Origin of the sequence: Actinomadura sp. RB99 (assembly GCF_014706005.1) — a bacterium.
Taxonomy (GTDB): domain Bacteria; phylum Actinomycetota; class Actinomycetes; order Streptosporangiales; family Streptosporangiaceae; genus Spirillospora.
Window position 1 is genome coordinate 1 of sequence record NZ_JABMCA010000003.1, and the last position, 22,612, is coordinate 22,612.

The following is a 22,612-nucleotide window of genomic DNA, read 5'->3' on the forward strand; positions in this document are numbered from 1 at the left end:
CGGGCCGCGCCGGGCGCACCACCAGCCGGGACGCCTCCTCCGCCAGCCGCTCCGCGTCCGGCCGGGCCGCCGGGTCCGGGTCCGCTGCCGCCTCCACCAGCGGGCGCAGGTCGGCGGGCAGCGCGTCCGGCGGCGCCTCGTACCGCCCGGTCGCCGCGAACGCCACCGTCGCCGCCCAGGCGTGCACGTCGCCGGGCCCGTGCGCCCCCGCCGCCAGCCCGAAGTCCACCACGACCGGCGCGCCGTCCACCACCAGCACCGTCCCGGGCCCCAGCTCGCCGTGCGCCAGCCCCGCCCGGTGCACGGCGGCGAGCGCCTTCGCCAGCCCGGCCGCCATGCGCCGCAGCGCGTCGCCCGCCATCGGCCCCTGCTCCGCGACGACCTCCGCCAGCGGACGGCCCGGCACGAACCGCGACACCACGTACGGCCGCCGCCCTCCGGACTCCCCGTCCAGGACGTCCGCCGCATAGGGGCTGGCCACCGCGCGCATCCGCTCGATGTCCGGCGCGGCGCCCGGCGGGAGCAGCCTGATCGCCACATCGCGCCCGTCCGGCCCGGTGGCCCGGTGCACGCCGGACGCACCGGCCGGCCGCGCCAGCAGCCGGTACGGCCCGATGTGCTCCTGGTGGCTCGTCTCGCCGCTCATATGGCCCGCCACCCTACCCACCGCCCCACCGCCCCCGCAGCGATCCGCCACCACCCCCACATGCAGGCACGCGAAGCGAGCACAGCTGGCAGGCGCGCCGGTCGAGCCCCCCGGGGGTTTGAACCTCAACCACCGCGCGGGCAGGCACGCGGAGCGAGTGCAGCGAGCGCAGCGGGCCTGCCCGGCGGTCGGCAGGCTGTTTCGCGCGGAGCGCTAGCGGAGCGGGAAACAGCCTGCCGACCGTGACGGGGGTTCCAGGGGGTCGCCCCCCTGGGCAAAACGGGCAGGCACGCGGAGCGAGCGCTAGCGAGTGGAGCGGGCGTGCCCGACGACGGACAGGCTGTTTCGCCGCGGAGCGCCAGCGGAGTGGGGAAACAGCCTGTCCGTCGTGACGGGGGGTTCCAGGGGGTCGTCCCCCCTGGGCTACACGTAACCGGTGCGGCGGAGTTCGGTTTCCAGGGCGGCGAGGAAGGCGTCGACCTCGTCCTTGTCGTAGGTCTCGCGGAGGCGCCGGAGGGTGAACGAGCGGGCGCGGACGTCGTCGGCGCCGATGACCTCGGCGAGGCCGCGGCGGTCGCCCTCCAGCCAGTCGCGGACGCGGGCGAGGAACCCGTCGACCTCGGCGGGGTCGTACCCCTCCTTGAAGCGGGCGCGGGTGAAGCGGGCGGTGCCGAGCAGCGCGATGGCGCGGCGGACGTCGGCGAGCCGCCCCGGCATCACCGGGCGGCCCTGGAGGAGGCCCTGCGCGTGCCTCGCGTAGAGGCTCGCGGCCTGGTAGATCTCGGCGAGGCGGGGGGCGTTGGCGGGGACGCCGGTGCCGGTGCGGGCGTCGCGGGCCGCGCGGGTCGCGGCGTCGAGGGACTTGCGGGCGTGGCCGGCGGCGTGCTCGGACCAGGTGCCGCCGATGGCGTGGCTGCGCTCGGCGGCGACGAGCTCCCGCTTGGCCTCGGCGAGCGACACCTCGATCACCGAGACCGTCAGCGCGAAGCCGGCCTGCGCGAACGCGGCGCGGCCCGCGACGACCCGGTCCGCCGGCGGCGCCGGCTCGGGCGGCGGGGGCGGCTCCGGTTTCGGGGCGGGCTTGAGCCGCAGCCGGGGCGCGATCGAGCCGGGGTTGGCGAACCGCGCGGCCAGCTCCGCCGCGTCGGGCCGCTGCCCGGGGTCGCGGGCCAGCGCGTCCTCCAGCACCTCGCGCAGGTCGGGGTCGATGCCGGCGAGGTCCGGCCACCCGGTCAGGACGCGGCGGACGAACGCCGCCGGGCTCGTCGCCTCGTAGGTGCGGCGCCCGGTCGCGGCGTAGGCGATCGTGGCGGCCCAGCCGAACACGTCGGTGGGCGGCCCGGCGGGCCTGCCCTCCAGCACCTCGGGCGAGACGTAGCCGGGCGTGCCGACGGGCCCCTGGGTCAGCCGCGACGCCCCGGACAGGGACGCGATGCCGAAGTCGATCAGGATCGGGTCGCCGGACACCATCATCACGTTGCCCGGGTTGACGTCGCGGTGGACGCTCTCGGCCTCGTGGACGGCGGCGAGCGCGCCGGCCAGGCCGCCGGCGAGCCGGAGCAGCCCGTCGCGGGGCAGCGGGCCGCGGCGCTTGACCGTCTCCAGCAGGGAGGTTCCCTCGACGTAGCGGGTGACGATGTAGGGCGGGTCGGCGTCCACGTCGTGGTCGACGAGCTCGACGACGTTGCGGCTGCGGATCCGGCGCATCGCCTCGACCTCGCGGCGCAGCCGGTCCTTCGCCTGGAACTCGGCGGGCAGGAACGGGTGCAGCGTCTTGATCGCGATCATCCGGCCGTCGTCGGCGCGGGCGAGGAAGACGTCGCCCATGCCGCCGCGGCCGAGCCGCTGCAGCGGCCGGTACGGGCCGATCGGCGCCAGCGGGCGGGGCCGTTCGCCGATTTCGCGGGCCCCGGTGGACCCGGCCGGGCCGCCGCCGGTGGACACCCTCAGCCCGGCGGAGTCGGGGCGGAGCGCCCGCAGCCGCTTCACCAGCGCCTCCGCGGACGGGCGGGCGGACGGGTCGGCGGCGAGCGCGTCGGCGAGCAGCGGGCGCAGCTCGTCGGGGACGGCGCTCAGGTCGTGGTCGCCGCGGATGATCCGGACGCAGACCGCCGCGTCGTTCGGGGCGTCGTAGAGGTCGGCGCCGGTCGCGGCGAACGCCACGGTCGCGGCCCACGCGAACACGTCCGCGGACGGGCCGGCGTCGGCGCCCTCCAGCAGTTCGGGCGCGAGGTAGCGCCAGGTGCCGGACCGGCCGCCGCCGGTGTGGGTGAGCCGGGTGTCGTCGACGCCCTGGGAGATGCCGAAGTCGATCACGACCGGCTCGCCGGCCTCCAGCAGCACGTTGCCGGGCTTGATGTCGCGGTGGACGACGCCGGCGCGGTGCACCGCCTCCAACGCCTCGGCGGTGCCGACGGCGATCCGCCACAGCGCCGCGCCGGTGATCGCGCCGCCGCCGCGGACCTCGTCCAGCAGCGGCCGCCCCTCGACGTACCGGGTGACGATGTAGGGGACGCGGGCGTCCACGTCGAACTCGACGATCTCGGCGACGCGGGGGCTGGTGACCCGGCCCATCGTCTCGACCTCGCGGCGCAGCCGGGCGCGCGAGTCGGGGGCGTCGACCAGGTGGGGGTGCAGGGTCTTGACGGCGAACGTGCCGCCGCGCGGGTCGCGGGCGCGGAACACCTGCCCCATGCCGCCGGAGCCGATCAGCTCCACCGGGCGGTACGGGCCGATCATCTCCCCGCCCGCGTCCGACGGTTCGGCGGGGGGCGACCCCGGGGGCGGGGCTGCGGCGGGGCCGGTGGCGGGCGGTTCGGCGGGGAGCGCGTCCTGCGGGAGCGGCGGCGCGGGGACCGGGGCGGAGAACGGCGGCGGACCGCCCGGAGCCCCGCGCGGCGGCGGGGGGAGCCAAGCCCCGTCAGACGAACGGGAACCCGGTGACGAGGTCGTGGACATCGCTGCGCAGGCTCTCCAGGTTCTGGCTCATGCCGTCCAGCGGGGTGGTGTCGGGGGGCTGCTTCTGGGAGAGGCCGACCAGCACCGCCGCGAAGATCCCCAGGATGAGGGCGGCGGCGAGGGCGGCCTCGGTGCGCGGGAGCAGCGCCCCCCAGATCCGGGCGAGCTGGCGGCGCGGCGCGCCGCTGCCCGGCGCCAGGCAGAGCAGCCCGATCACCGCCATCGCCGAGTACGCGATCGCCCGGGACGCCGTCATGTCGGACTTGGTGAAGATCAGCACGCCGAGCAGGACGAGCCCGGCGAACACGCTGAGCGCCGCCAGCAGCGCCGTGACCATCACCGCGCCGGGCAGGTGCAGCGGTGTCCGGAACGCGGCGGCGACCGCGTCGCCCGAGCGGGGGCCGCGCCGGGTCCGCTTGCCCTCCATGCCCTGGGCGGCCTTGTCGGCGCTGCGCAGCACGAGCACGCCCACGATCGTCACGCCGACCGCGAGCAGCGGCGCGATGTTGGCGAAGCCGAGGAGCGCCACCAGGACGAGGAAGCCGAGCACCCGGTACCACCCGTAGGGCTTGCGGGCGTCCTTGTCGCGGTCGTCGCGGGCGGGTTCGGGACGGCGGTGCTGCGTGTCCTGCTGCTGCGGGTCATAGGGGCCGCCCTGCTGCGGGCCGCGCTGCAGCGCGTTCGGCGGCGGCTGGTTGGGGGGCGGCTGGGTCGGCGGCTGGTTGTAGGGGCCGTAGTTCGTCGGCTGGTACGTCCCCTGCGTGCCGTAGTTCTGCGGCCCGTACCTGGGCGCGGCGTCGTAGGGGCCGGGCGCGGGCGGCGGGACGGGCGGCGGCGCGGCGGGCGGGAGCTGCCCGACGAAGTCCTTCGGCTGCGCCGGGACGGGCGCCGGCGCCGGGAGCGGCGCGGGCGCGGGGGTCGGCCCGCCGGCGAGCCCGTCCGTGCGGCCGGGCGTCTCGTCCGGCGGCATGGCGAACTGCCGGGCGTGGTCGGGCGCGGGCCGCCCGACCGGCTGGGACGTCGCGTCCGGGCGGGTGTAGTGCTGGTCGATCCGCGTCTGGTCAGTGATCGTCGCTTCGAGGTGGATGCGCCGGGCCAGCTGGACGAGGTTCACCGCGGTGGGCCGCTCGGCCGGGTTGCGGGCCATCGCCGAGCGCAGCAGCGGCAGCAGCGCCTCCGGCACGCCGTCCAGGTCGGGCGTGCCCTGCATGATCTTGTAGAAGATCGACTCGAAGGTGCCGGAGCCGAACGGCGGGCGGCCGGTCGCGGCGTAGGCGACCGTGCCGGCGAGCGCGTGCACGTCCGACGGCGGCCCCGCGTCCTCGCCCTCGATGATCTCCGGGGCGAGGTAGCCGGGGGTGCCGATGACCATGCCGGTGGCGGTCAGCCGGGTCGCGTCCGCGCCCTGCGCGATGCCGAAGTCGATCACGACCGGCTCGCCGTCCACGATCATGACGTTGCCCGGCTTGAGGTCGCGGTGCACGATCCCCGCGCCGTGGATGGCCGACAGCGCCGACGCCAGGCCGACCGTCAGCCGCTGCAGGCCCGGCCCGTAGATCGGGCCGCCCTCCTCGACGACCTCCTCCAGCGTGCGGCCGGGCACGTACTGGGTGACGATATAGGGCTGGTCGGCGGTGACGTCGGCGTCGAGGATCTCCGCGACGTGGGGGCTGTGCACGCGCCGCATCGAGTCGACCTCGCGGGCCAGCCTGCGGCGCGCCGTGGCGTCGCCCGCCACCGCCGGCCGCAGCACCTTGATGGCCACGTTGCGCCCCTCGGGGTCGGCGCCGAGGTAGACGACGCCCATGCCCCCTTCCCCGAGGGTCTGGAGCACGCTGTAGTGGCCGATACGGTCCCCGGACGTGACTGCTCCCTCCATCGTTTCCGAAACCCTACCTTCGCCGCCCCGGCGAGAAGGATTCAACGGTCATCTCAGGCCGCCGCAAACCGGCCGCGAACCGTGATAGGGTCGTCACTTTGCGCGAGCGCCCCCGCGATCCAGCGGGCGGTCGGCCGGTCCGCCGGGTCCCGCGCCAGCGCGCGGCGCACCACCCCGAGCAGCGGCTCCGGCACCCCGTCCAGATCCGCCTGGCCGCGCAGGATCCGGAAGCACACCCCGTGCAGCGAGCCCCGCCCGAACGGCGGGCGGCCCGTCGCCGCGAACGCCGTGGTCGCCCCCCAGGAGAACGCGTCCGACGCGGTCGTGGCGCGCTCCCCCTCGATCAGCTCCGGGGCCAGGTAGGCGGGCGTCCCCACGACCATCCCGCGCCGGGTGATCTGCTCCATCCCCTCGTGGTGGGAGATGCCGAAGTCGATCAGCGTCGGCCGGTCGCCCAGCACGATCACGTTGCCGGGCGAGACGTCCCGGTGCAGCACGCCCGCGTCGTGCACGTCGGCGACGGCCAGCGCCAGCCGCCGCGCGAACCGGACGAGCCGGTCCCCCGCGAGCGGCCCGTACGCGTCGACCAGCGCGTTCAGCGGGCAGCCCGGCACGTACTGCATGACGACGTACGGCCGCTCCGCCGATACCCGGCCGTCCAGCAGCCGCGCGACGTACCGGCTGTTCACCCGCGCCTGCACGGCCAGCTCGCGGGCCAGCCGCGCGAGCGCCTCCGGCTCGCCCGCGACCTGCGGGCACAGCTCCTTGACCGCGACCTCGCGGCCCTGCGCGTCCAGGGCCAGGTGCACGATCGCGGTGCTCCCCCGGCCGATCTCGTCCAGCAGCCGATACTCACCCAGGCGCCGTTGGGTCCCCATGAACACTGAGACGCCGGAAACCGCGATCACGTTCCGGCGAAACCCGATCGGACGCCGGCGGCGGCGCGGCCGTTCCCGCGAGAAGATCACGAAACGGCCGCGACGCGGCGCGGGGCGGTGCGCTCCCGGCGCGGGCGGGCGCGGCTCGGTGCGGGCTCAGCCCTTGCGGGCGGCCTGGCGGGCGCGGCGCTCCTCGCGGCGGGTCTCGAACTTGGTCGCGGCGGCGTCGAGCTGCTCCATGAACTCGGCGAGCTCCTCGCGGGCCTTCTCCCCGTCGCCCGTCAGGTCGGTGCGGTCGAAGACCCCCCACTTGCGCAGCACGGGGCTGAGGACGTCGTCGTGGTGCAGGCGCAGGTCGTAGATGCCGGCGTTGGCGATGACGACGGACTTGCGCAGGAACCCGTCGATGCTGTGGCCCGGCATCTGGAACGCCTTGACGACGTCGGTGATGGCCCGCATCGTCTCGTTCGGGGCGGCCTCCAGCGCGGCGCCCATCAGGTTCCGGTAGAAGATCATGTGCAGGTTCTCGTCGGCCGCGACGCGCGCCATCATCTGCTCGCAGAGCGGGTCGCCGGACGCCTTGCCGGTGTTGCGGTGCGACACGCGGGTGGCCAGCTCCTGGAACGACACGTAGGCGGTGCCGTGCAGGAACGATTCGCCGTGGTCGGCCTCATAGCCGGCCTCCATGTGGTGCATCCGGGCCCGCTCGAGCGCGACGGGGTCGACGGCGCGGGTGACGGTGAGGTAGTCGCGGATGACGATGCCGTGCCGGTTCTCCTCGGCCGTCCACCGGTTGACCCAGGTGCCCCAGGCGCCCTCGCGGCCGAACACGGTCGCGATGGCGCGGTGGTAGCCGGGCAGGTTGTCCTCGGTCAGGAGGTTGACGATGAGGGACTCGCGCGCCTCCGGGGTCACCTTCGACTGCTCGATCGACCAGGGCTCGCCGTCGAGCGGCCCGTCGAAGTCGCGGCCCTCGCTCCACGGCACGTACTGGTGCGGGAACCATTCCTTGGCCATGGACAGGTGCCGGTTGAGCTCCGTCTCGACCACCGGCTCGAGGTCGAGCAGGAGGCCGGTCTGGAACTTCTCTTCGGGGGTCACGGACATGCGTTTCCTTCGCTGGACGAGTTGGAGTGCCGGACGGTGCCGCCGCGCCCGCGGCACGTTCTGGGGCGCCCGGCAGGCCGAACCTCAACCTACTCAAGCGTAGGTTCGATGGTCGCCAGTCCACCTGACCCGCGTCAAGTCACCCCCGTGACAATCAACCACGGGAGTGTTTTGTAGACCTGAGCGAAACCGGCGGCTTCCTTTTGTCACTGCGTGTCGGCCGCCTGGTGCCACATCCGGTTCACCGCGGCGCGGAGCAGCGGGCGCGGGACGAGCTTCAGCGCGGGCAGCGCGGCCTTGTACTGCGCGCCGGGAACGCAGAGCGCGCGGCCGGCCGCCACCGCGTCCAGCCCGGCCCTGGCCACGTCGTCGCGGCGCAGCCACAGCAGGTTGGTCGGGGCGTCGTCCTCGGTGCGGGTGAACCCGGGGCACAGCGCGGTCACATGGACGCCCTTGGACGCGACCTCCGCGTGCAGGCTCTCGGAGAAGGACGCGACGTACGCCTTGGTCGCGCCGTAGGTGGCGCTGCCGGGCGACGGTGTGAACCCGGCCATGGACGCGACGTTCAGCACACCGCCGCGGCCGCGCAGGATCATCCCGGGGATCGCCGCGTGGGTGAGCCGCACCAGCGCGGTGACGTTCAGCTCCATCTGCCGCAGGTGGTCCTCCACGGGCAGGTCCGCGAACGCTCCAAACGCGCCGTGGCCCGCGTTGTTGACCAGGAGCTCGACGGGTTCGGCGCGCAGCCGCCGCTCGATCTCGCCGCGCTGCGCGGGGTCGGTGAGGTCGGCGGCCAGCACCTCGACCGCGACCCGGTACCGCTCGACCAGCTCGCGGGCGAGCCCGTCCAGCAGGTCGCCGCGGCGGGCCACGATGACCAGGTCGGTGCCGCGTGCGGCGAGGAGGCGGGCGAAGCTCTCGCCGATCCCGCTGGACGCGCCGGTCACGAGCGCGGTTCGGTACGCGTGTCGCATGGCGGCAGATGCTATCGGCGATCTTCGTCCGGACCGGGCCGCCCGCCGAAATCGCATGGCGTCCGGATCCGGCGGCCCCCGCAAGCGCGCGCGGTGCCCGCCCTCAGCCAGCCCTCAGCTCGCCCACGGCCGCCCTCGGTCCGGACGCGGGACGGCCCCGGGCCGGGGCCGTCCCGCAGGCCGTCAGCGGGCGGCGGTTTCGGACGTCCGCATCGGCTCGACGTCCGCCACAACGGCGGCCGGCGGCAGCATCGCCACCGGGTCCTCCCCCGCCATCCAGAGGCCGACGAGGAACGCCGTCGTCGCCTCCAGAAGCCCGGCCCGCGCCAGCCCGCCGCCGTTCATCGGGACGCAGCCGATGTCGGACACCAGGCGGCGCGCCACGGCCAGCGCGTCCGGGTCGTCCCCGCACAGCGGGACTCCGAGGGGCCGCCCGCCGAACTCCGGCGGCGCCATCCGCCACACCGTGTCCGGGCACGTGTTGAACGCCTTCACCACCCGCGCGCCGGTCAGGTCGGCGATGCGGCGCGCCGCCGAGGGGCCGCCCTCGGTCTTCATCCGCTCGAACGGCGGCTCCATCGGGTTCGTGCAGTCGAGGAGGACGCGTCCCGCGAGGGGGCCCGCCTGCCGCAGGGCGTCCTCGACGCCCTCATGGGTGACGGCCAGCAGGACCGCCTCCCCGAACGCGGCCGCCTCCCGCAGCGTCCCGCCTACCGCGCCGCCGCCGATGCGGCCCGCCAGCGCGACGGCCTTCTCCGGCTCCCGCGCCCCGATCCGCACCTCGTGCCCCTTGCGCGCCCACTGCGCGGCGAGCGCGTCCGCCATGTTGCCCGCGCCCAGCACACCGATCCGCATGACGACCTCCCGTGTCGATTACCGTCGGACGGGACGCTAAGCGGTTCGTTCCGCACCATCCGGTGCGTATCGGGAGGGGCAGAATGGACGATCTCGAGTTCGTCGCCGACTGCCAGACGCGGCTCGGCCTCGACCTGCTGTCCGGCACCTGGACCGGCGTCGTCGTGTGGACGCTGCAGCACGGCCCGCTGCGCCCGCGCGAACTCCAGGACCGGATCGGCGGCATCAGCCAGAAGGTGCTGACGGAGACGCTGCGGCGCCTCGAGCACAACGGGCTGGTCGTCCGCCGCCGCTATGCCGAGGCGCCGCCGCGCGTGGAGTACGAGCTGACCGGCGCCGGGCACGGGATGCTCGAACCCCTCTCCGCCCTGGGCCGCTGGACCGAGCGCTACGCCGCCGACGTCCTCGACGCGCAGGAGCGCGCGGCCACCCAAGCGACGGCACCGGACGGCACCGCACCGGGCGGCACGGCGGTGCGGGAGCGCGCGCTCAGCGGCCCTTGAACGTCGCCTTGCCCGGCCCCTCCTCCATGAAGGACTTCATGCCGTCCTTCTGGTCCTCGGTGGCGAACAGCGCGGCGAACTGCACCCGCTCGATCTCCAGCCCGGTCGCCAGGTCGACCTCCAGGCCCGCGTCGACGGCCTGCTTCGCGGCGCGCAGCGCGACCGCGGGCCCGCCCACGAACGACGCCGCCCACTCCTTGGCCGCCGTGTAGACGTCGGCGTCCGGGACGACCCGGTCCACCAGGCCCATCGCGAGCGCCTCGTCCGCCGCGACGTGCCGGCCGGAGAAGATCAGGTCCTTGGCCTTGGACGGCCCGACGAGCCGCGCGAGCCGCTGCGTGCCGCCCGCGCCGGGGATGATGCCGAGCTGGATCTCCGGCTGCCCGACCTTCGCGCCCTCGCCCGCGACGCGGAAGTCCGCGGTCAGCGCGACCTCCAGGCCGCCGCCCAGCGCGTATCCGGTGATCGCCGCGATGACCGGCTTCGGGATCGCGGCGAGCGCCTTGGTGAAGTCCTGCAGCAGCCGGGAGTGGCCCGCCGCCATCTCCGCGTACCGCATCGGCGCCATCTCCTTGATGTCGGCGCCCGCCGCGAACACCCGCTCCCCGCCGTACAGCACCACCGCCGCGACCGCCTCGTCCGCGGCGACCTCGCCCGCCGCCTCGATCAGCTCCCGCTGCATCCGCGCGTTCAGGGCGTTCATCTTCGGACGGTCCAGCCGGATCGTCGCGACGCCGCCCTCCGTCTCCACCCGCACGAACTCGCCCACGAACGCCTCCAAGATCCTCTGGTCGACCGACGTCCCGAACCTAACAAGCCCGGGCGCCCCGCCGGCCACCAGCGCCCCGCCCGTCGCGGCGGCCCGGCTGTCGGACACCACTGGTAGCTTCGGGCGCGGCAGTCACATCGCACGTCACCGGGGGTCTCGGATGCTGGTCGCCCATGCCGCCTGGCATGGCGGAGCGCTCTGCCTGTGGGCCGAGCGCACCGGCCCGCACGAGCCGTCCGGCGGCGACGAGCACCCGTTCGCGACCCGCGACTTCGGCGGGACGTCCTACGAGCCGCTCCTGCGCGGCGCGTTCCGCGTCGAGCTGACGATGATGCTGCCGACCGCCGGCGACCATCCGCTGCCGTCCGCCGAGCTCGGTCCCGAACCGGTGTCCGAGGAGCCGGGGCTGCGGCCGTGGCGGGTGCCGGCGCTGGTGCTGGAGCCGTTCCCGGCGATGGCGCTGCTCCAGGCCGCCGAGCACAGCGGCGACGTCGTCCCCGGTTCCGACCTGCGGTTCCTGTGCGTCCTCGCGGACGAGGCCGTGCACCTCGCCCGGCGCGGCCAGGTGCTGCCCGCGCTGCTGCGCGAGGACGGCGACCTCGTCGCCCGCTGGCGCCCCGTCCTCGACGACCCGGCCCGGTTCCGGGCGCTGGCCCGCGCGATGCCCGCCGCGTGCCGCGCCGCCGACGGGGGCCGTCCCGCCGCCGAGGTGCTGCGGGAGGCGCTGTCCGGGCTGGTCGACACCGCCGTCCGGGGCACCGTCCCGCATCCCCTGCTGCCGGCCCGGCGCGGCCGGGTGCCCGACCGGCTGCCGCTCGCCGAGCGCTGGGCGGAGGCGCTGACCGGGCCGTCCGCCGAGGTCGCGCGGGAGCCCGGCGACGACCCCGACGAGCTGATCGCCGAGCTGGACGCGTGGGCCGCCGCCGCGCGCCGCCCGTCCGGGCCGCTGCGCGTCTGCTTCCGGCTCGCCGAGCCGGGCGCCGAGGAGTTCAACGCCGACCCGTTCCCCGAACCGGACGACGAGGAGGACACCGAGCCCGGCGACGCATGGAGGGTCGAGTTCGCGCTCCAGGGCACCGACGACCCCAGCCTCTACGTGCCCGCCGCGATGGTGTGGGCGGGCGACGCCACCTCGATCCCGGACGCGGAGGAGACGCTCCTCGCCGGCCTCGGCCGCGCGCTGCGCCTGTTCCCCGACATCGCGCCCGCGCTCGACGACCCGGCGCCCGCCGCGCTGGCCCTCGACACCGCCGGCGCGTTCCGCTTCCTCCGCCGCGCCGCGCCGATGCTGGCCGCCGCCGGGTTCGGCGTCCTGCTCCCCCAGTGGGCGGGCAAGGCGAAGCTCGGCATGAAGCTGACCACCCGCACCGACGACCCCGAGGCGTCCGCCGGCGCCGCCGCGCCGTCCGGCTTCGACCTCAAGGGCATGGTGAACTTCCGGTGGGACCTCGCCATCGGCGACGAGAGCATCGACGAGGCGGAGCTGGAGGAGCTGGCCCGGCTGAAGACCCCGCTCGTCCGGCTGCGCGGCCAGTGGGTCGAGCTGGACGAGGAGCAGCTCGAAGCCGCCCTCGACTTCCTGCGCCACCCCCGCCAAGGTCGGATGGCCGCCGCCGAGGCGATCCGCGCGATCGTCCACGCGGGCGACGACGCGCTCCCGCTGACCGCCGTCGACGCCGACGGCACCTTCGGCGACCTCCTGTCCGGCGAGGCCGACCGCCGCCTCACCCCGATGCGCACACCCGACGACCTGGACGCCGACCTGCGGCCGTACCAGGAGCGCGGCCTGGCCTGGCTGACCTTCATGAACGATCTGGGGCTGGGCGCCCTTCTCGCGGACGATATGGGGCTTGGCAAGACGATCTCCGTTCTGTCCCTTCTCGTCCACGAACGGGAGGACGCCGCCCGCCCCGGCCCCACGCTGGCGATCCTGCCGATGTCGCTGGTGGGGAACTGGCAGCGGGAGGCGGCGCGGTTCGCGCCGAAGCTGCGCGTGTACGTCCACCACGGGACGGGCCGGCACCGCGGCGAGGACCTGCTCAAGGCCGCCGCGGCCGCCGACCTGGTGCTGACGACCTACGGGACGGCGGCGCGGGACGCGGAGATGCTCGCGCCCGTCGGATGGGAGCGGGTCGTCTGCGACGAGGCGCAGGCGCTGAAGAACAGCGGCACCCGGCAGGCCCGGGCGGTGCGGAGCATCCCGGCGCGCACCCGGATCGCGCTCACCGGCACGCCCGTCGAGAACCACCTCACCGAGCTCTGGTCGATCATGGAGTTCGCGAACCCGGGGCTGCTCGGGCCGCGCGCGGTGTTCCGGCAGCGGTTCGCCGTGCCGATCGAGCGCGAGGGCGACGAGCAGGCGGCGCTCGCGCTCAAGCGGGCGACGCAGCCGTTCATCCTGCGCCGCCTCAAGACCGACAGGTCGATCATCTCCGACCTGCCGGAGAAGCAGGAGATCAAGGTCTACTGCAACCTGACGACCGAGCAGGCGTCCCTCTACCAGGCCACCGTCGACGACATGCTGGAGCAGATCGCCGAGGCCGACGACAAGCAGCGGCGCGGGCTCGTCCTGGCGACGATGGCCAAGCTCAAGCAGGTCTGCAACCATCCCGCGCACCTGCTGAAGGACGGCTCGCGGCTGCCGGGCCGGTCCGGGAAGCTCGAACGGCTCGAGGAGATCTGCGCCGAGGTCCTCGACCAGGGCGAGAAGGCGCTCGTCTTCACCCAGTACGCCGAGTTCGGCTCGATGCTCCAGCCCTACCTGGCGGCGCGGCTCGAACGCCCGGTGCTCTGGCTGCACGGCGGGACGTCCAAGCAGGCCCGCGACGACCTCGTCCAGCACTTCCAGCGGGACGAGGAGCCGGCGATCTTCCTGCTGTCCCTCAAGGCGGCCGGCACCGGCCTCACGCTGACCGCCGCCAACCACGTCGTGCACGTCGACCGGTGGTGGAACCCCGCCGTCGAGGACCAGGCCACCGACCGGGCGTTCCGCATCGGTCAGACCCGCAACGTGCAGGTCCGCAAGTTCATCTGCGTCGGGACGATGGAGGAGCGCGTCGACGAGATGATCGAGCGCAAGAAGGCCCTCGCCGAGTCCATCGTCGGCACGGGCGAGGAATGGCTGACCGAGCTGTCCGTCGCCGAACTCCGCGACGTGCTGCGGCTGTCCCCCGAGGCGGTGAGCGACTGATGGACGACGAGGGCATCAGGGCGCGCACCAAGCGCGGCTCGATCGGCGCGCAATGGTGGTCGCGCCGCTTCATCGACCTCGTCGAGTCGTTCGCCGACACCGGGCGCCTCTCCCGCGGGCGCACCTATGCCCGCAAAGGCCAGGTGTACGACCTGCGCGTCACCCCTTACGAGGTCACCGCGAAGGTCAGGGGCTCCCTGCCCGAGCCGTACGAGGTGGCCCTCGGCATCGAGGGGATCGGCGCCGCGAACTGGCGCGCCGCGGAGAAGGAACTGGCGTCCCGCGCCGTGTTCCGCGCCCGCCTCCTCGCCGGCGAGATGCCGCCGGAGATCGAATGGGTCTTCGCCGAACTCGGCCTCGCCCTGTTCCCCAGTACGGCCTCCGACCTGCACCTGATGTGCGACTGCCCCGACTGGGGCGACCCGTGCAAGCACGCCGCGGCCGTCCTGTACCTCCTCGCCGAGGCGTTCGACGACGACCCGTTCCTCATCCTCGAGTGGAACGGCCGCGGCCGCGACCAGCTCCTCACCGCCCTGCGCCGCGGCCCCGCCGCCGCACCCGACCCGCTGGCCATGGAGGACGAGCCGCTCTCGGCCGCCGGCTTCTGGACGACCCCGTCGGGCCTGGCCCGCCTGCGCGACCGTCCGCCCGCGCCGCCCGTCCCGCCCGGCTTCATCCTCCAGGTGGCGACGCCGCCCCCGCTGAAGATCCGCCGCCGCCCCCTCACCGACGCCCTCCTCCCCGCCTACGAGGCCCTGGCCGCCGACACCCCCACCGACTGACCCGCTGGGGGTGCGGCGTGGGCGGGGTCAGCCGTAGTGGCGGCCTGTGCAGGCGATGTCGCCGGCGAGGGTGGCGCAGATGCCGAGGAGGCCGACGACCTCGGCGTAGTCGGCCGAGGTGAACTCGGTGGTGCGGGAGGCGGTCAGGGTGACGCCCGGGATGAGGGCGCAGGACTGGGCGATCGACGTGGAGTTCCAGTCGATGGACAGGGTGTAGGGGGACGGGAGCCGCAGCGGGCGCCAGCCGGACGGGGCGCGCAGGGAGCGCAGGGCCGTCTCGTAGATCATCTCCTGGGCGCGGGCGGGCGGGACCAGCTCGGCGGCGTAGCGGTCGCGGCCCGCCTTGACGGCGACGGTCGGGACGGCGCCGAGGACGTCGCGGGCCTCGGCGCAGGCGGCCTCGTCGCCCGCGACGAGGCCGACGGGGACGCCGAGCGAGCCCGCGTAGCCCGCCATCAGCCGGATCTCCCCCGCGACCTCCCCGTTCAGGCGCGCGTCCTGGATCTCGCGGCCCATCCAGGTGTGGTTGAGGACGCCGCGTTCGGCGCCGGCGCGGGCGTGGTAGCCGACGTACAGGACGACGTCGAAGGAGGCGTCCAGGCCCTCGCCCATCCGCATCGCCATGTGCGGGCCCCGGATCAGCGTGCAGCGCTCGTCGATCAGGTCGGCGCGCAGGTTCTTGCCGCGGCCGTGCGAGTCGGTGACGACGACCTGGTCGGCGCCCGCGTCGAACGCGGCGCGGACCGCGGCGTTCGCGTCGCCCGTCATCAGCTCGCAGCCGCGCTCGTAGCCGCGCCCGCCGGCGCGCATCTCCTCGGGGTCGGTGAGCCCTGAGACGCCTTCCATGTCGACCGAGACGAAGACCTTCATGTGATCATCGTGTCAGGTGGGGAGGGTGGCGCGGACGGTGAACCCTCCGCCGGGGCGGGGCGCGGCGTCGAGGGTGCCGCCGAGGGCCTCGGCGCGGTCGCGCATGCCGCGGATCCCGGAGCCGGTGCCGGCGGGGGCCGGTGCGGCGGTCCCGCCGCCGTCGTCCTCGACGAGGACGGTGACGTCGCCGTCGCCGTACCGGACGCGGACGACGGCGGCCGAGGCGCCGGAGTGCCGGGTGACGTTGGTGAGGGCCTCCTGGACGATCCGGTACGCGGCGTGGTCGGCGTCCGGGGGCAGGGGGCGGGGCGCGCCCTCGGTCTCGGTGCGGACGGTGAGGCCGGCGGCGGTGGTGCCGGCGGCGAGCTCGTCCAGCCGGGCGAGGCCGGGCGGGGCGTCCGGCAGCGGGGCGTCGACCTGGCGCAGCACGCCGAGCGTGGCGCGCAGCTCGCGGAGGCTGTCCTTGCTGGCGTCCTTGATGGCGGTGAGGGCCTCCCCGGCCCGGCCGGGCTCGCGTTGCAGGACGTGGAGCGCGGCGGTGGCCTGGACGTGGATCAGCGAGATGTTGTGGCCGAGCGCGTCGTGCAGCTCGCGGGCGATGCGGAGCCGCTCCTCGACGGCGCGGCGGCTGGCCTCCGCCTCGCGGGAGCGTTCGGCGGCGGCGAGGCGGCGTTCGGCCTCGCGCAGGTAGGCGCGCCGGTTGCGGGCGAAGCCGCCGATGGCGATGACGGCGACGAACCAGCCGGCGAGCAGGAAGCTCGCGGCGTCGGCGAGGTGGTTGACCTGGTCGGCATCGTTGCCGTAGAGGGTGGCGCCCATCGCGACGGCGGCGAGCGCGGACGCCGAGGCGAGGTGCCCTTCGGCCGCCGCGGTGTAGAGCGCGATGACGAAGGTCATGATGATCGGGCCGTCGGGCGCGGTGAGCGGGTAGTAGAGGGCGCAGGCGACGAAGGTGACGACCGCCACGGTGCGGGGGCGGCTGCGGCGGAAGGCCAGCGCGCCGCAGGCGACGGCCAGTAGCGCCCACCCGTAGAGCGGCAGGGCACCGCGATGGAGCCCGTAGTCGGCGATCAGCGCGATCACGGCGAGGGCGGCGAAGCAGGCGGCGCCCAGCAGCGCGTCGGCGCGGCGGCCGCGCGGCCACCGGAGCGCGGACGCGGCGCGGTACCGGGCGAGGGCTGGTGCGCGCACGGCCCCATCCTGCCAGGTGCGGTGTCTTGCGACCTTGCGACGAGATGTAGTACTTCTACTATCAACAGATGCATGGTTACGTCGAACGATCGAAGTTCCCGTACGGAGGAGGTGGGCATGACCGGTCCGGTGATCCGGACGCGCGACCTGCGGATGCGCTACGGCCGCACCGAGGTGCTGCGCGGCGTCGACCTGGAGGTCGGGGCGGGCGAGGTGGCGGCGCTGCTCGGCCCGAACGGCGCGGGCAAGACCACCACGATCGAGATCCTGGAGGGGTTCAGGCGCCGCTCGTCCGGGGAGGTGCGGGTGCTCGGCGCCGACCCCGGCACGGCCGGCGCGGCGTGGCGGGCGCGGCTCGGGATCGTCCTGCAGGACTGGCAGGACCATCCGCGCTGGGGCGTCCGGCAACTGCTGGCGCACATCGCGGCGTTCTACGACCGGCCGCGCGACCCCGACGAGCTGCTGGAGGCCATGGGGCTGGCGGAGCAGGCCGCGCTGCCGACGGCGCGGCTGTCGGGCGGGCAGCGCCGCCGCCTGGACGTCGCGCTCGGCATCGTCGGCCGGCCGGAGGTGCTGTTCCTGGACGAGCCGACCGCCGGGTTCGACCCGCGGGCGCGCAGCGACTTCCACGAGCTGGTCGAGCGGCTCGCCCGCGAGGACGGCATGACGATCCTGCTGACCACGCACGACCTGGCGGAGGCCGAGCGGCTCGCGGACCGGATCGCGATCCTGGTGCGGGGCGAGGTCACGGTGAGCGGCACGCCGTCCGCGCTGGCGTCGGTCGTGCAGGCGGCGTCGGAGGTGCGGTGGCTGGAGGACGGCGCGCCCCGCGCCGAGCGGACGCCGGACCCGTCGCGGCTGGCGTACGAGCTGCACCGGCGGTTCGGCGGTCCGGTGCCGGGGCTGGAGATCCGGCGGCCGACGCTGGAGCAGAGCTACCTGAACCTGGTCGGCGGCGCCGAGTCCGCCGCGACCGGAGCGAGCGCGGGCGCGGCCGGAGCGAGCGCGGGCGCGGGCACGGGCGCGGAGAGGACGGCGGCGTGAACGCCAGGACGATCCGGATGGGGGTCCGGCGCGGCTGGGCCGAGCACGTCCACTCGCTGAGGAACCGGCGCGAGCTGCTGACCGGCGTCGTCGGGACCGTCGGCGTCTTCGTGCTGATGGTGCGCTGGCAGGGCGGCCACGACGCGCAGGGCACGCACGTGTCGGAGGGGCTGCTGCTCGCGGCGGGGTTCGTCGCGTTCTGCGTGTTCTCGACCGGGCTGATGAACCTCGCCATGATGATCGCCGCGGACCGGGAGGAGGGCACGCTGCTGCGGCTGCGGACGGTGCCGGGCGGCGTCGCCGCCTACGTCGTCGGGCGGGCCGTCTCGGTGCTGCTGCAGATCGTCACGTACGTGGTGTTGATGCTGGTCGCGGGCGTGGCGCTGGCGGGCCTGGACCTGCCGTCCGACCCGGGGCGGTGGCTGACGCTGCTGTGGGTGGTGGCGCTCGGCACGCTCGCGGTCGTGCCGTTCGGCGCCGCGCTCGGGACGCTGCTGCCGGGGCCGCGCAACGCCGCGAGCATCCTGTCCCTGCCGGTGATGGGCCTGATGGTCATCTCCGGGGTGCTGTTCCCGGTGATGTCGCTGCCGGAGCCGGTGCGGTGGGTCGCGCAGGCGTTCCCGCTGTACTGGGAGGGGCTCGGGCTGCGGTCGGCGTTCCTGCCGGACGCGATGCTCGCCGGGGAGATCGGCGGGAGCTGGCGCCCGCTGGAGACCGCGGGGATGCTCGGCGCGTGGGCCGCCGCGGGCCTGCTGGCCGCGCCGTGGCTGCTGCTGCGGGCGGCGCGCCGGGAGTCGGGGGCGCGGCTGGCCGCCCGCCGGGAGCGCCGGGCCGCCCAGGGCGCGTTCTGACCTCCGGGTGCGGGAGACTGGGCCGGTGGCGGACGGCAAGGCGGACAAGGAGCACGTCCACAACCGGATCGCGGTGCTGCGCGCCGAGCGCGGCGTGTCGCGCCGGGAGCTGGCGACGGCGCTGGGCGTCCACTACCAGACGATCGGCTACCTGGAGCGCGGCGAGTACAGCCCGAGCCTGCACCTCGCGCTGCGGATCGCCGCGTTCTTCGAGGTGCCGGTCGAGGTCGTGTTCTCGCTGACGCCGTTCCCCCGGCTGGGGAGCACGTGATGACGCCCGAGGGAGGGAAGCCCGGAATGTGGGAACGGTGGACGCGTCGCCGGGAGGAAGTGCTGCAGTCCGACCTGCTGCCGTCCTGGTACGCGACGCGGCGCCGGCGGCGGGCGCTCGCCGCCGCCGGTCTCGCGGGCCTCGCCATGATCTGGGCCGGGACGGTCGTGTCGTGGAACCTCGCGCCCAGCGACACCGCCATGTGGGCGACGATCGGCCTGCTGGTCGTGTCGGTGGCGACCACGATGCCGGTGGTCTCCGCGCTGAACATCGCGACGCGCGGGACGACGTCGCTGGCGGAGAGCCGGCTGGACGAACGGCAGGTCACCGACCGGCTGCGCGCCTTCACCGTCGCGCACCGGGTCATGCTCGCGGTGCTCGTCGCCGTCGTGGTCGGGGTGCTGGCCGCCGACACCGACCACGTCCCGATGGCGGCCGTCGTGGTCGGCGTCGTCGCGCTGTTCGAGACGCACATGCTGCTGCCCGTGCTCGTCGCCGGGTGGCGGATGCCGGACCCGCCGCCCGACGACGAGGACGAGGACGAGGAGCACGAGACGGACGAGGCGGCCGGCTAGCGCAGGTCGCCGTTCGTCATGCCGTGCGGCGCCGGCGGCAGCGCGACGAGCCCCATCTCCGCCCGCGTGGACAGCATCGGATGGCTCGGGACGACCCGGACGCCGTACCCGAACGCGCCGCTGCGGCCGAGCGGGACCTCGCCGGTGTAGCGCAGCCGCCCGTCGCCCGCCGGTTCGGCGCCGCCCAGCTCCAGGTAGGACGGGTCGATCAGCGCGTCGGAGTCGTCCACCCGGCCGTAGGCGACCTCGACGGCGACGTCGTCGGGGTCGAGGCCGCCGAGCGCGACGACGGCCTTCACCGTCAGCAGCGCCCCGACCTGCGGGCTCTCCCCGCCGTTGGACTCGACGTGCTCGACGGTGACGCCCGGCCACGCCTTGGCGACCCGCTGCTTCCAGCCGGCCAGCGCGCGCGCACCGGCGTACTTGTCGGCGACCATCTCCCGCCCGGACTCGGCCGCCGGGGTGTACAGGTCCAGGACGTAGTCGCGGAGCATCCGGCCGGCCAGCACCTTCGGGCCGAGGGTGGCGATGGTGTGCTTGACCATCTCCAGCCAGCGGCGCGGCAGCCCGGCCGAGTCGCGGTCGTAGAAGGTGACCGAGACGTGGTCCTCGATCAGCTCGTACAGCGCGCCGGCCTCCAGCTCGTCGCGCCGGTCGGGGCTCGCGAGGCCGTCGGCGGACGGGATCGCCCAGCCGTTCTGCCCGTCGTACCACTCGTCCCACCAGCCGTCCCGGATGGACAGGTTCAGCCCGCCGTTCAGGGCCGCCTTCATCCCGGACGTGCCGCACGCCTCCAGCGGGCGCAGCGGGTTGTTCATCCACACGTCGCAGCCCTGCACCATGAGCCGCCCGAGCGCCATGTCGTAGTCGGGCAGGAACACGATGCGGTGCCGGACGTCCTCCTCGCCGGAGAACCGGACGATCTCCTGGATGAGCCGCTTGCCGCCCTCGTCGGCGGGGTGCGCCTTCCCGGCGATGACGATCTGCACCGGCCGGTCCGGGTCCAGCAGGATGCGGCGCAGCCGGTCCGGGTCGCTCATCATCAGCGTGAGCCGCTTGTAGGACGGGACGCGCCGCGCGAACCCGATGGTCAGCACGTTCGGGTCGAGCGCGTCGTCGATCCAGGACGTCTCGGCCTCGCTGGCGCCGCGCTGCCTCCACGACTCGCGGAGCCGGCGCCGCGCGTCGAGCACGAGCCGTTCGCGGAGCAGGCCGCGGATCCGCCAGATCTCGCTCTCCGGGACGTCGCGGACCTCCTCCCAGCCGCGCCCGGACGCCATCAGCGCCGGGATCTCGCGGGCGGCGAGGTCGAGGACCTCCCGCGCCACCCACGTGCCGGCGTGGACGCCGTTGGTGATGGACCCGATCGGGACCTCGGCGGTGTCGAAGCCGCCCCACAGGCCGCCGAACATCTCGCGGCTGACCTCGCCGTGCAGCTCGCTGACGCCGTTGACGCGCTGCGCCAGCCGCATCCCCATGACGGCCATGTTGAACACGGTGCGGTCGCCGCCGGGGTAGTCCTCGGCGCCGAGCGCGAGGACGCGTTCGACGGGGACGTGCGGGTCCTCGTTGGCGCCGCCGAAGTACCGGGCGACCAGCTCGCGCGGGAACCGGTCGATCCCGGCGGGCACCGGGGTGTGCGTGGTGAACACCGTGCCCGCGCGGGTCGCCTCCAGGGCCTCGTCGAACGTCAGCGCGTGCTCGGACACGAGCTCGCGGATGCGTTCCAGGCCGAGGAACCCGGCGTGCCCCTCGTTGGTGTGGAACACCTCGGGCGCGGGGTGGCCGGTGATGCGGCAGTAGGCGCGGATGGCGCGGACGCCGCCGATGCCGAGCAGCATCTCCTGCAGCAGCCGGTGGTCGCCGCCGCCGCCGTAGAGCCGGTCGGTGACGTCGCGGGCGGCGGGGTCGTTGTCCTCGACGTCGGAGTCCAGCAGCAGCTGCGGGACGCGGCCGACCTTGGCCAGCCACACCTGCGCGTGCAGTTCGTGGCCGCCGGCCCCGGGTTCGGCGCCGCCGGCGCCGTTGCCGCGCCCCGCCCCGCCCCGGGGCAGGCCGATCGCGACGCGCACCGGGGTCCCGTCGGCCTCGCGCAGCAGGGTCAGCGGCAGCCCGTTCGGGTCGATCGGCGGGTAGCGCTCCAGCTGCCAGCCGTCCGGCGACAGCGACTGGGAGAAGTACCCGTGCCGGTACAGCAGCCCGACCGCGATGATCGGCACGCCGAGGTCGCTGGCGGTCTTGAGGTGGTCGCCGGCCAGGATGCCGAGGCCGCCGGAGTACTGCGGCAGCGCCGCGGTGATGCCGTACTCGGGCGAGAAGTAGGCGATGGACGAGGGCGCGCCGGCCAGCGACTGGTACCAGCGCGGTGCGGTCAGGTACTCGTGCAGGTCCTCGGCCGTGTCCTGGAGCCGGCGCAGGAAGCGCCGGTCCTCGGCGAGCTGCGCCAGCCGTTCGGGCGCGACCTCGCCGAGCAGCCGGACCGGGTCGTGGTGGACTCCCTCCCACAGCGCAGGGTCCACGGCGCGGAACAGGTCCAGCGTCTCGTGGTGCCACGACCAGCGCAGATTGAGGACGAGCTCCTCGAGCTGCCGGAGCGGCTCTGGAAGGACGGTGCGGACCGTGAATCGTCGGATTGCCTTCACGCAACGTCACGCTATGCAATGCGATGCGATGACGCGACAGCCGGGAGGGGTTTCGTCACTTCGCGGATCGGTCGGCGGCGAGCGCGCGGACGCGCAGGAACCCCGACGCCGCAAGGGCTCCCGCGGCCACGCCGATCGAGTTGTACGCCATGTCACCGGGATCGCACTCGCGACCCGGATCAAGAGTTTGCAGGAATTCGACCAGAACGAACCCCGCCGAGAACATCGCGGGCGCCGCCACCGGACGGCGGGACACCAGCACCCCCAGGAAACCCAAAGGTACCCATAAGGCAACATTCATGACGTCCTCCAGGCCGCGCGACCCGAAGATGCGCAGCGACCACGCGATGTCGGACACCGGGGTCGCGACGCAGTGCTCCAGCCGCCCGCCCGCGCCCGGCGCGACGGTCGCCGGCAGCGTGATCGCCAGCACGAGGCCCGTCCAGGCCAGCAGCGCCCGCGCGGGCAGCGGCGGCCACCCCGTCCGCCGCGCGACGGGGCGCCACAGCAGGGCCACCGCCCCCGCGATCAGCGCCCACAGCACCAGCGGGCGCACCAGCTCCATCGGCACATGATCGGGCACGCCGGTTCAACGATCCGCCGCGCCGCCGGGTTCGCATCCCCGGG

18 protein-coding genes and 1 pseudogene are annotated in these 22,612 nt (G+C 74.8%); 7 read left to right on the top strand and 12 right to left on the bottom strand.

The features are described from left to right. From amrb99_RS03615 to amrb99_RS03645, 7 genes and pseudogenes are all read right to left on the bottom strand, one after another. Positions 1 to 646: pseudogene (locus tag amrb99_RS03615) on the bottom strand (hypothetical protein); the annotation flags it as partial. Between the two features lie 423 nt (positions 647 to 1,069). Continuing rightward, positions 1,070 to 3,385 carry a protein kinase gene (locus amrb99_RS03620; RefSeq protein ID WP_190852201.1) on the bottom strand — a complete coding sequence of 772 codons (2,316 nt, stop codon included), beginning with the start codon at positions 3,383 to 3,385 and terminating at the stop codon, positions 1,070 to 1,072. Positions 3,386 to 3,566: 181 nt separating this feature from the next. Next, positions 3,567 to 5,483, bottom strand: coding sequence for a serine/threonine-protein kinase (locus tag amrb99_RS03625; RefSeq protein WP_190852205.1), 1,917 nt, complete (start codon positions 5,481 to 5,483; stop codon positions 3,567 to 3,569). Positions 5,484 to 5,536: 53 nt separating this feature from the next. Then, positions 5,537 to 6,361: a serine/threonine-protein kinase gene (locus amrb99_RS03630; RefSeq protein WP_190852208.1), complete on the bottom strand. Its 825-nt coding sequence runs from the start codon at positions 6,359 to 6,361 to the stop codon at positions 5,537 to 5,539. A gap of 156 nt (positions 6,362 to 6,517) precedes the next feature. Further along, entirely contained in the window at positions 6,518 to 7,468 is a 951-nt protein-coding gene (locus amrb99_RS03635) for an acyl-ACP desaturase (RefSeq protein WP_190852210.1), read from the bottom strand. Between the two features lie 206 nt (positions 7,469 to 7,674). Next, positions 7,675 to 8,442: an SDR family oxidoreductase gene (locus tag amrb99_RS03640; protein ID WP_190852214.1), complete on the bottom strand. Its 768-nt coding sequence runs from the start codon at positions 8,440 to 8,442 to the stop codon at positions 7,675 to 7,677. A 183-nt stretch (positions 8,443 to 8,625) separates the two neighbouring features. Continuing rightward, entirely contained in the window at positions 8,626 to 9,297 is a 672-nt protein-coding gene (locus amrb99_RS03645; protein ID WP_190852216.1) for an NAD(P)-binding domain-containing protein, read from the bottom strand. Between the two features lie 83 nt (positions 9,298 to 9,380). On the opposite strand from amrb99_RS03645, the gene amrb99_RS03650 reads away from it, so the two are divergent. Further along, a complete protein-coding gene (locus amrb99_RS03650) occupies positions 9,381 to 9,800 on the top strand; it encodes a helix-turn-helix domain-containing protein (protein ID WP_190852219.1) in 420 nt (139 codons plus the stop codon). Here the strand turns inward: amrb99_RS03650 and amrb99_RS03655 are convergent. Beyond that, positions 9,787 to 10,569 (bottom strand): enoyl-CoA hydratase-related protein, encoded by a 783-nt coding sequence (locus tag amrb99_RS03655; RefSeq protein WP_190852778.1) that lies wholly within the window; start codon positions 10,567 to 10,569, stop codon positions 9,787 to 9,789. The genes amrb99_RS03650 and amrb99_RS03655 overlap by 14 nt on opposite strands. 160 nt (positions 10,570 to 10,729) lie before the next feature. Here amrb99_RS03655 and amrb99_RS03660 point away from each other — a divergent pair, with 160 nt between their 5' ends. Both amrb99_RS03660 and amrb99_RS03665 read left to right on the top strand, forming a co-directional pair. Continuing rightward, positions 10,730 to 13,759 (top strand): DEAD/DEAH box helicase, encoded by a 3,030-nt coding sequence (locus tag amrb99_RS03660; RefSeq protein WP_190852222.1) that lies wholly within the window; start codon positions 10,730 to 10,732, stop codon positions 13,757 to 13,759. Next, positions 13,759 to 14,541, top strand: a complete 783-nt coding sequence (locus amrb99_RS03665) for an SWIM zinc finger family protein (RefSeq protein ID WP_190852224.1) — start codon at positions 13,759 to 13,761, stop codon at positions 14,539 to 14,541. The genes amrb99_RS03660 and amrb99_RS03665 overlap by 1 nt, the downstream gene beginning before the upstream one ends. 27 nt (positions 14,542 to 14,568) lie before the next feature. On the opposite strand, the gene amrb99_RS03670 is transcribed toward amrb99_RS03665, so the two are convergent. Both amrb99_RS03670 and amrb99_RS03675 read right to left on the bottom strand, forming a co-directional pair. Continuing rightward, positions 14,569 to 15,411: a M55 family metallopeptidase gene (locus amrb99_RS03670; RefSeq protein ID WP_190852227.1), complete on the bottom strand. Its 843-nt coding sequence runs from the start codon at positions 15,409 to 15,411 to the stop codon at positions 14,569 to 14,571. 12 nt (positions 15,412 to 15,423) lie between these two features. Continuing rightward, positions 15,424 to 16,602 (bottom strand): histidine kinase, encoded by a 1,179-nt coding sequence (locus amrb99_RS03675; protein ID WP_190852229.1) that lies wholly within the window; start codon positions 16,600 to 16,602, stop codon positions 15,424 to 15,426. Positions 16,603 to 16,719: 117 nt separating this feature from the next. Here amrb99_RS03675 and amrb99_RS03680 point away from each other — a divergent pair, with 117 nt between their 5' ends. Genes amrb99_RS03680 through amrb99_RS03695 form a run of 4 tightly spaced genes read left to right on the top strand, consistent with a single transcriptional unit; the run spans position 16,720 to position 19,343 of the window. Beyond that, complete coding sequence (locus amrb99_RS03680) at positions 16,720 to 17,646, top strand: ABC transporter ATP-binding protein (RefSeq protein ID WP_206699778.1); 927 nt, start codon at positions 16,720 to 16,722, stop codon at positions 17,644 to 17,646. Next, positions 17,643 to 18,497, top strand: a complete 855-nt coding sequence (locus tag amrb99_RS03685; RefSeq protein WP_190852231.1) for an ABC transporter permease — start codon at positions 17,643 to 17,645, stop codon at positions 18,495 to 18,497. Before amrb99_RS03680 ends, amrb99_RS03685 begins: the two co-directional genes overlap by 4 nt. A 25-nt stretch (positions 18,498 to 18,522) precedes the next feature. Continuing rightward, on the top strand, positions 18,523 to 18,768 hold the full coding sequence (locus amrb99_RS03690; RefSeq protein WP_151600480.1) for a helix-turn-helix transcriptional regulator: 246 nt from the start codon (positions 18,523 to 18,525) through the stop codon (positions 18,766 to 18,768). Then, complete coding sequence (locus amrb99_RS03695; protein ID WP_190852233.1) at positions 18,768 to 19,343, top strand: hypothetical protein; 576 nt, start codon at positions 18,768 to 18,770, stop codon at positions 19,341 to 19,343. Before amrb99_RS03690 ends, amrb99_RS03695 begins: the two co-directional genes overlap by 1 nt. Here the strand turns inward: amrb99_RS03695 and glgP are convergent. Both glgP and amrb99_RS03705 read right to left on the bottom strand, forming a co-directional pair. Continuing rightward, positions 19,340 to 21,985 (bottom strand): alpha-glucan family phosphorylase, encoded by a 2,646-nt coding sequence (gene glgP, locus amrb99_RS03700; protein WP_190852235.1) that lies wholly within the window; start codon positions 21,983 to 21,985, stop codon positions 19,340 to 19,342. The genes amrb99_RS03695 and glgP overlap by 4 nt on opposite strands. Positions 21,986 to 22,040: 55 nt before the next feature. Further along, on the bottom strand, positions 22,041 to 22,550 hold the full coding sequence (locus amrb99_RS03705) for a VanZ family protein (RefSeq protein ID WP_190852237.1): 510 nt from the start codon (positions 22,548 to 22,550) through the stop codon (positions 22,041 to 22,043). Between the last annotated feature and the right edge of the window lie 62 nt (positions 22,551 to 22,612).

Coding starts and splice junctions, on each gene's coding strand:
- amrb99_RS03645 (WP_190852216.1), bottom strand. CDS start 9,297: ATGCGGATCGGTGTGCTGGGCGCGGGCAACATGGCGGACGCGCTCGCC.
- amrb99_RS03680 (WP_206699778.1), top strand. CDS start 16,720: ATGACCGGTCCGGTGATCCGGACGCGCGACCTGCGGATGCGCTACGGC.
- amrb99_RS03650 (WP_190852219.1), top strand. CDS start 9,381: ATGGACGATCTCGAGTTCGTCGCCGACTGCCAGACGCGGCTCGGCCTC.
- amrb99_RS03635 (WP_190852210.1), bottom strand. CDS start 7,468: ATGTCCGTGACCCCCGAAGAGAAGTTCCAGACCGGCCTCCTGCTCGAC.
- amrb99_RS03665 (WP_190852224.1), top strand. CDS start 13,759: ATGGACGACGAGGGCATCAGGGCGCGCACCAAGCGCGGCTCGATCGGC.
- amrb99_RS03630 (WP_190852208.1), bottom strand. CDS start 6,361: ATGGGGACCCAACGGCGCCTGGGTGAGTATCGGCTGCTGGACGAGATC.
- amrb99_RS03695 (WP_190852233.1), top strand. CDS start 18,768: ATGACGCCCGAGGGAGGGAAGCCCGGAATGTGGGAACGGTGGACGCGT.
- amrb99_RS03640 (WP_190852214.1), bottom strand. CDS start 8,442: ATGCGACACGCGTACCGAACCGCGCTCGTGACCGGCGCGTCCAGCGGG.
- amrb99_RS03670 (WP_190852227.1), bottom strand. CDS start 15,411: ATGAAGGTCTTCGTCTCGGTCGACATGGAAGGCGTCTCAGGGCTCACC.
- amrb99_RS03660 (WP_190852222.1), top strand. CDS start 10,730: ATGCTGGTCGCCCATGCCGCCTGGCATGGCGGAGCGCTCTGCCTGTGG.
- amrb99_RS03625 (WP_190852205.1), bottom strand. CDS start 5,483: ATGGAGGGAGCAGTCACGTCCGGGGACCGTATCGGCCACTACAGCGTG.
- amrb99_RS03705 (WP_190852237.1), bottom strand. CDS start 22,550: ATGGAGCTGGTGCGCCCGCTGGTGCTGTGGGCGCTGATCGCGGGGGCG.
- amrb99_RS03620 (WP_190852201.1), bottom strand. CDS start 3,385: ATGATCGGCCCGTACCGCCCGGTGGAGCTGATCGGCTCCGGCGGCATG.